We start from the raw sequence: 6,977 nt of genomic DNA on the forward strand, positions 1-6,977 counted from the left end.
GATCTACCTGTCCAGTCTATAATTTACCGATTTATTGAAGCCTGTTCGGTTTTTGCAGACGCAAGCGCGACGACAGTCAATTCGGGTCGCCACTGCCGATGGTCAGGGGGTGGCTTCCGTCTTGGCGCCATCTTTACCTAGCGGCGGTCGGCAGCACCAAGACGATGCTGGTCATCGGCAACGTGAGACCGTTCGGCTGCTTCGTCGATGTCCATCCCGACTATCAACATCCCCAGGAACTGCGGCGCAGAGGAGCTGCGATCCAGATTGTCGGACAGGATGTGTTGCTTTGCGCGGATCGGGGGCTATCCCCTGCCCTACGCCCGATCGATCAGCCGCGTGTAGATCACTCGCATCGCATCGACGTCGCGCCCGCAATAGACGCGCAGCGCGCGGTCGAGTGCGATACGGCGGTCGGGGGTGCAGTCCGGGGCGCTCGCCTCAAGGTAGGCCTCGACCGCGTCGCCGCCGGCCTTCACCTCGAGCATGGCATAGTCGAGCTCGGGCGCGATCGTCGGCAGCACCGCCTTGATCGACCAGCTGCCGCGCTGGTCGCGGTGGTACCAATGGTCGCGCGCGACGGGCAGCAGGTCGACGATCCGATCGGCGAGGCTGTAGAGCGCCCCGGCAAGATCGGGGAAGCGGGAAGCGAGCCGGTCGATCACCCCGCGCTCGAACACCGCATGCCATGCGATCACCGCCCCCTGCGCGGGGAGTGCGGCCAATGCGTCGGCGCAGGCGCGGCGTGGATCGGCTCCGTCCAGCGACAGGAACTCGTGGCGCTCGACATGGCCGTCGGCCGTCTCGACATCGGCGACGAACTGGAACGGCACCTGTTCATACGGGCGCGCGCCCGGCCATGCAGGAAGCGCGTGCGCTACCGTCTCGAAATCGAGCCAGATGCGCGGATAGCTCCAATCGCGCGTCGCGGCGGCGACACCGGCAGGATCATGTTCGGCGGCCCCGGTGATGCTCGCGCGCCAGATGCGGCGATCGGTGTCGGAGCGCAACGCCTCGGCGGGGATCAGCGTCAGATCGTCCATCCCCTGTTCGGCGAAGCGCTTGCCCGCCCCACGGGGCAGGATCGTGACCGGCCAGTCGGGACCCGGCGGCAGCGTGGCATGGCAATGCGCGGTAAAGATGCAGGGGTGCGGCGAGCGACAATGGTCGCCGGTCGCGGGGGGCGGCTCGGCACCCGCCAAAATTGCCTGTGCAGCGTCCAGCAGCGCTGCGCGGCCGGCGGCAATGGTCACGCTCGACGCGGTGACGTCGCTGTCGGCGAAGACATCCGACAGGTAGCCGTCGGCCGGTAGGATGAAATCGCGATCGAGGTGGCGGACCGTCGCCTTCGCGACCGACAGCCCGGCGCCTTCGGCGACCCAGCGCTGCGTCGCGACCGCCGCGAGATGATGGGGCTTAGCCCGGGTCGCGCCGCGCACCGCGATCACCTGCCATCCATCGGCGACAGGCGTCGCGATATCGACGGTGGCGCAAAGACCGTCACGCTCGAACGCGGCGTTCAGCACGGCGCGCCGCCCGGCGACCGCCTGCCGCGTCGCCGCGACAGCCGCCGTCCAGCCCCCGGCGTAATCGATCGTGACGGCGCCTGCGCACTGACGTTGCGCCTCGGCCTTCACCGCCTGCGCGGTCGCGAGGCGCGCCTCGCCATCAGCCCCGGCGAGTTCGGCCGCCCCGGGGCGGAAGCGGGTGAGCCATAGCAGCCGGGGGCAGCGCTCGAACTCGGTCAGCCGGGCGGGTGTCATCACCGGACGATCGGTGTGAGAGGAGCTAAGCCCCCCGCCGGGCTGCAGGCTGGAAAGGGTCGACATCGTTCCTCCGGGCAGGGTCAGCGCGACAGCGCGATGAGTTGAGCCAAGCCGTTGGCCCCGGTCTTGGCGACGATCGCGGCACGGTGATCCTCGATCGTCTTGGGGCTGAGCCCGAGCATCGCGGCGACCACCTTGTTGCTGTGGCCGAGCACCAGCAGGTCGAACACCGCGCGTTCGCGTGGCGACAGCTTGGCGGTGCGGGCGCGAACCGCGCGCTGCTGGCGCGACCATGCGACGCCTTCGGCCACGGCGGCGACGAGGCGGGCTTCGTCGAACGGCTTTTCCAGATAGTCGAGCCCGCCGTAGCGCCGGACGGAATCGACCGCGTTGGCGGTCGTCGGCCATGCGGTCATGAATATGATCGCGACGGCGGGATCGATCTCGCGCACGCGGTCGGCAAAGCCGAACCCGTCGAGGTCGCCCATCATGATGTCGGTCACGATGCAATGCGCCGGGGCATCGCCATAGACCGACAGCAGCAACACGGGGTCGAGGAACGGTTCGGCGGCATGGCCGTGGCGGATGAGCAGGCGGGCGACCGCCGCGCCCAGATCGCGGTCGTCATCGACGACATAGACGATACCACGGGGCGAGGGAGACGGTTCGTTCATCGGACACCTTCGGTCAATGGCAGCGTCAGCATGGCGTGGACGCTGCCGCTCGTGTCGACGCTCCGGGTCAGTGTGCCGCCATGCGCCTCGACGATCGCGCGCGCGACCAGCGCGCCGACCCCCATGCCCGCTCGCGCCTCTCGTCCGGGTACGCAGGCATTGCGGATGCCGATCCGAACCTCGTCGCCACCCCGTTCGACGGATATGAAGACGCGGCCGTCGCCTGCCTGGAATGCGTTGCGCACGAGGTTGACGATCGCCTGCGACAATTCGATCTCCTGCCCCAACACGAACAGGTCGGGCGCGACTGGAGCGATGCTCAGCACCGCGCGCGCGGCCTTCGCCTCAGGGGCGACCAGTGCTGCGACCGTGTCGATCAGCGCCGCCACCGGCAGCGCGCTGGGTTCGTCGACCGCACGACCACCGAAGCGGCGCAGGCGCCGGACCAGTTGCGATAGTGTCGCCGCCTTGCGATCAATCAGCGCGGCGGTCTCGGCGATCTCGGGATCGGCGCCGGCAGCAATTTCACGAAGATGGCTCGCCTCAAGCGCGAGGGTGGAGAGGGGCTGGCTGATCTCGTGGATGACCGCGACCGACATCGCGCGCAGCGTTTTCAGCCGTTCCGCCTGGAACAGCATCCGGTCGCGGCGGGTGAGGTCGATCTTCGCCTGTGCCTGCGCGTCGGCAAAACTGCCCGCCAGATAACCGACGACCACGATCGAAGCGAGGCTCATGTGCAGTGCGAACCGTTCGGCCAGCGGCAACGGCGCGACGGTGAACGGCAGGATGGTCACCGCGACCACCAGCACCGCGCCCCATCCCGCCGTCCGCCCGAAGCGCAGGCCCACCCAGACTACGGCAAGCAGGACCGGCGTCACCGGTGCGCCGAGCCCGATCGCGGTCAGCAGCGCAGTCAGCGCCATCGCGGCGCCAAGCACCACGATTGTCTCGGCAATCGCCAGCAGCAACCGGCGACCGCGCACGAACGCACGCCGGTCGAAGCGGCCCTGCGCCGCCCACAGTAGCGGAGGCGCGACCAGCATCACGCCGAGCAGGTCGCCGACCATGAAGTTCATCAGCGAGGCGATCACTTGGCGCAGGCCGTGCACTCCAGTCAGCTCGGGCCGGAGCAATGCCCATGGCAGCGAGACCAGCGCGACGGCTAGCGGGGCCACGACCGATACGAGCGCAAGCGGCATCGGGGCGACGCCGAGTGTCGAATGCAGCCGCGGTGCCAGTCGCCGCACCGCCCATACGCTCAACCCATAGATCAGTGGCGGGCGGGCGACCCCGAGCAGCGCTGCGATCCATTCGGGTGCGCCGGGCACGATCACGCCGTTGGCGGTCTGCACTACCAGTTCGGCGGTGGTGATCGACAGGGTGAGACGTGGCCCCCGGCTCCACAGCAACGCCAGGCGCAGTCCGGCGGCGGGATAGAGCAGTGAATAATAGCCTTGCCCGCCCCATGCCGCCGCGACATGGTGCGACACCAGGAAGGCGATCGCATATCCCGCGATCCACGGCAGGTCGCCACGCGACGGGCGCGCGGCACGCAGCAGCGATAACGGGGAAAGGGGCAGCGACGACATTATCGCCCGCCTTAGCGCCGCGACCCTGCCCGCGCCTATCGGGGGGTATTTCCCGGATAGCCCTTGCCAGCGATCCGGACCACCACCGTCGCCATCACTGGCGAGGATGTTCGATGCCGTTCTATACCGCTGACACGTTGATGACGCTGCGCAAGGTCGCAGCTCCCGCCGGCAAGCCGGACTGGGCCAATCTGGTCGCCGACAGTCTCGATCAAGACCCCGCACCCGAGCTGTGCGGGCCGGGGCTGTATGCGCTGTTCCTCGACGGTTCGCTGTTCTACATCGGCCTGCATGTCGGCGAGCAGGCCGAAGCCGATTATTCGGTGCTGCACCGCTGGGTCCTCCACGTCGTGGGGCAGACGCTGCGCTCGCGTGAGACAAGCTTCAGCCGGACGTCGCTGCGCCGTCTGTTCGACACGCAAGCGGGCGATCCTGTGAGTGAGGGGCTCGCCGCCTGCTTCCCCGATGGACGCAACACCGATCTGATGGCTTTCGCCGCGCATCCGTTGCTGAAGGGCGCGCACTGTACCGCACAGAAGGCGGCGTTCGCCGCGCGGCATTGGGACGTGTTCGCCCCTGGCAATGAGGACGCGATGCTATCGCGCATCACCTGCCTGTTCCAGCCCGTCGCCGCCGACTGGGCCGGGCGGCTTGGCGGGGCCGAGGCGCGCGAGCGTGGCGCATGGGCGCGCGAGGCATGGCTACGGCCGGCGGAGACCGAGCTCGTCCACCGGTTCCGTCCGATCTGCAACGCGGCGATCCCGATCGGCACGCAGCGCGACGGGGTTGGCGTGGACGAGGTGGCGGCTGCAATGGCGGCTGAACTGCCGCAGGTGCTGCCGGCGTTCGATCGTACCGCCTATGCCGCCCGCGTCACCGCACGCCGCGCCGCGCCGGCATCGGTCGTCGAGGCCTATGGCGACCGCCGCGAACCGTCCGACACCGACACCGCCGCGCTGGCGGACGAAGAGGGGCTGAGCATAGGCGAACAGGAATTCCGCCGACTATCGAGCGACGCAGGCAACCGTTTCATCGATACACTACGCGATACGGCGCAGGGCGATATCGAGCTGTATTTTACCGATATCCCAGACCTACGTCTGCGTATCGCCGGAACCCGGCGTCCGCTCGTGAAAATCTCGACCGCGCGGGGGTTACTGCGGTGCTCCACCCGCGTCGCCCCGGAGGTGTGCCTGCGGCTCGGGTTCGAGGACGTGTCGGTGCGCGAGTCCGATCCGATGCGGACCCATTTCCTGTTCGACCCAGCAACGACGCCGCCCGATGCCATATTCGATCTGGTCGAGGCGAACAGGATGCTATGATCCGACATCAGCGCGATGGGGGACGCGGCACGGCTCCCCCGCGCGAGGAGTACGCCCGTTGGCAAATGCCCGACGGCAGCATTCTGATCGAGGAGCGCGAGATCGTGCCGCGTCGCTGGTGGAACCGGCTGACGCGGCCGATCGGCATCGCGATGATCGGGGTGGCGATCGGGTGGCCGATTGTGCTGCTGTTCCTCGGCCGGCCGCGTGCGGCGCTGGGTTTCGCGGTCGCCGACCTTTGCGTGATCGGGACCGGACGCGACCTCATGCGCTGGGGTGCCAAGCGTTGGTCGGAGGGCGAGTAGAGCAGCGCCCGTCCCCAGCAGACAGGAAAAAGAACTCTGTACCGATACGCTTCCCTTATCTCACTGCGTACAGGAGCCGCGCATCGTCCAATATGCTGAACGGCATCGGCGTGATCCAGTCGCCGCCGCGCCCTGAATGGCCGTGGAACAGGTCGTCCAGCACCGGCGGCAGTGCGCGTTCATCCACCGCCGGCGCCAAGGCCTGGCCGCAACTTCACTGAAATCGACCGTGATCGCACGGCAATCCAATTCCATACCGGCTCCCCGATCCGGCTATGCCGAGCTGACGGTCACGATTCAGGTATCAGCTGGCAGTCGTTGAAGGCTGTTCTAAGGACATCAGCGTCTCTGCGACTTCACTCTCTACCCCCGGTAGGCTGGGCGAGCATTCTCAAGTTGAGACGGCACGGATGTTTCCTCTTTCGCCTGCGCTGGAACATCCGTTAAGGCTGAGTAAAGGCTGCTCGAACGGCGGCCTTTTCTTTGGGGGGATGGACATGGAAATCACCGGCACTGCTGGATCGGAGACGTTGACGGGTACGGCGGGCGACGACGTGATCTCCGGCCTGGGGGGCAACGATACGATCATCGGCGGAGCGGGTAACGACATCGTCGATGGCGGCGATGCGGACGACTGGATCCGCGATGACCGTGGGTCGGATACGCTGCGCGGCGGCGCTGGCAACGATTGGATCTCGATCTCGCGATCGAGCAACAACACAGTCGAGAACGTCTCGATCGATGGCGGTACGGGCGACGACACCGTCTCCTATCAGAATTACAGCGCGGGATCAGTCGCGATCGACCTTGGAGACGGTGCCGATCGTCTTCAGCTATGGACCACGCAGGATGGCGCTCGCGTAACCTTGGGCAGCGGCCGGGATACGCTGGAGCTTGCCGACAATTGGGGTATCGCGATAGGCGAGCTGGTCGTGACCGACTTTGTCGGCGGCGCAAGCGGTGATGTGCTGGACGGGGGCCAGTATTTCAACAATGGCCTGTCGGGTTGGAACGGCAGCGTCAATCCGTTCGGCGCGAGCGGCTATCTGCGGCTCGTGCAGCAGGGGGCGAACACCCTCCTCCAAGTCGACCGCGACGGTATCGCCAATGGTTCGAACTTCGCGACGCTCGTCACCTTCGAAAACACCACCGCCAGCCAGTTCACCGCAGAGAATTTCGCAGGGCTTGCACCCGATGGCAGCGCCATTGCCGGACGCACCATTACCGGCACTGCTGGATCAGAGACGTTGACGGGTACGGCGGGCGACGACGTGATTTCCGGCCTTGGCGGGAACGATACGATCAACGGCGGCGCAGGTAA

General features: G+C 67.1%; 7 protein-coding genes. 3 read left to right on the top strand and 4 right to left on the bottom strand.

The genetic code is table 11. The annotated features are described in order from the left end of the window. Positions 1 to 317: 317 nt before the first annotated feature. The 3 genes from ASE59_RS20380 to ASE59_RS10470 form a co-directional block, all read right to left on the bottom strand. Positions 318 to 1,763, bottom strand: a complete 1,446-nt coding sequence (locus ASE59_RS20380) for a DUF2779 domain-containing protein (RefSeq protein ID WP_200913231.1) — start codon at positions 1,761 to 1,763, stop codon at positions 318 to 320. A gap of 83 nt (positions 1,764 to 1,846) precedes the next feature. Then, positions 1,847 to 2,440, bottom strand: a complete 594-nt coding sequence (locus ASE59_RS10465) for a response regulator transcription factor (RefSeq protein WP_056455830.1) — start codon at positions 2,438 to 2,440, stop codon at positions 1,847 to 1,849. After that, entirely contained in the window at positions 2,437 to 4,029 is a 1,593-nt protein-coding gene (locus ASE59_RS10470; RefSeq protein ID WP_056455832.1) for an ATP-binding protein, read from the bottom strand. Before ASE59_RS10470 ends, ASE59_RS10465 begins: the two co-directional genes overlap by 4 nt. A 113-nt stretch (positions 4,030 to 4,142) precedes the next feature. On the opposite strand from ASE59_RS10470, the gene ASE59_RS10475 reads away from it, so the two are divergent. Continuing rightward, on the top strand, positions 4,143 to 5,351 hold the full coding sequence (locus ASE59_RS10475; protein WP_056455834.1) for a hypothetical protein: 1,209 nt from the start codon (positions 4,143 to 4,145) through the stop codon (positions 5,349 to 5,351). Next, positions 5,348 to 5,656 carry a hypothetical protein gene (locus ASE59_RS10480; RefSeq protein WP_156360022.1) on the top strand — a complete coding sequence of 103 codons (309 nt, stop codon included), beginning with the start codon at positions 5,348 to 5,350 and terminating at the stop codon, positions 5,654 to 5,656. Before ASE59_RS10475 ends, ASE59_RS10480 begins: the two co-directional genes overlap by 4 nt. A gap of 55 nt (positions 5,657 to 5,711) precedes the next feature. On the opposite strand, the gene ASE59_RS20920 is transcribed toward ASE59_RS10480, so the two are convergent. Continuing rightward, positions 5,712 to 5,843: a hypothetical protein gene (locus ASE59_RS20920; RefSeq protein WP_268795273.1), complete on the bottom strand. Its 132-nt coding sequence runs from the start codon at positions 5,841 to 5,843 to the stop codon at positions 5,712 to 5,714. Positions 5,844 to 6,153: 310 nt separating this feature from the next. On the opposite strand from ASE59_RS20920, the gene ASE59_RS10485 reads away from it, so the two are divergent. Then, positions 6,154 to 6,977, top strand: an 824-nt coding sequence (locus ASE59_RS10485; RefSeq protein WP_268795274.1) for a calcium-binding protein, incomplete at its 3' end; no start/stop codon positions are given.

The sequence above is a fragment of the Sphingomonas sp. Leaf10 genome, from assembly GCF_001421245.1.
Classification (GTDB): Bacteria; Pseudomonadota; Alphaproteobacteria; order Sphingomonadales; family Sphingomonadaceae; genus Sphingomonas.

Bases quoted from the DNA above. Each gene is read 5' to 3' on its own strand.
- ASE59_RS10480 (WP_156360022.1), top strand. From the start codon at position 5,348: ATGATCCGACATCAGCGCGATGGGGGACGCGGCACGGCTCCCCCGCGC.
- ASE59_RS10465 (WP_056455830.1), bottom strand. From the start codon at position 2,440: ATGAACGAACCGTCTCCCTCGCCCCGTGGTATCGTCTATGTCGTCGAT.
- ASE59_RS10475 (WP_056455834.1), top strand. From the start codon at position 4,143: ATGCCGTTCTATACCGCTGACACGTTGATGACGCTGCGCAAGGTCGCA.
- ASE59_RS10470 (WP_056455832.1), bottom strand. From the start codon at position 4,029: ATGTCGTCGCTGCCCCTTTCCCCGTTATCGCTGCTGCGTGCCGCGCGC.
- ASE59_RS20380 (WP_200913231.1), bottom strand. From the start codon at position 1,763: ATGACACCCGCCCGGCTGACCGAGTTCGAGCGCTGCCCCCGGCTGCTA.